Below are 349 nucleotides of genomic sequence, written 5' to 3'. Positions count from 1 at the left end.
GAAGGGCTGAGATCGACCGGTCCGCGGAGCTCAAGGCGGGTGAGCACCAGGAACCTTCCGCAAATTCCGAGCGTTGCCGCAGCACCGCTATCGAAAGAGGGGCTGCAGATGCGTTCCATCATACTTTGGCTTGTAGGCGTTCCGATCCCGATCATCATCCTGCTGTGGTTCTTTATGCGATAGTCGGTCGTCGGCGATCGGTGTGCGCGAGCGATTGGTTCGCTGCAGGAGGTCACTATGGCAGACAACGAAAATAACAGGGGCCCGCAAGACCGCTCTCGCATCAACATGAACGAGGACTATGAGGTCGCGTACTGGACGAAAGAGCTTGGAGTCACGCGCGAACAAC

The 349-nt window shown here is 57.6% G+C and carries 1 protein-coding gene; it reads left to right on the top strand.

The window, feature by feature from the left end; genetic code table 11:
• Positions 1 to 237 precede the first annotated feature (237 nt).
• Positions 238 to 349 (top strand): DUF3606 domain-containing protein (locus tag AC1DDA_RS27445; RefSeq protein ID WP_476798100.1); only part of this gene is annotated, 112 nt, incomplete at its 3' end.

Source organism: Allobosea sp. 10N428 (genome assembly GCF_056394545.1).
This window is presented reverse-complemented; position numbering and strand designations above follow the sequence as displayed.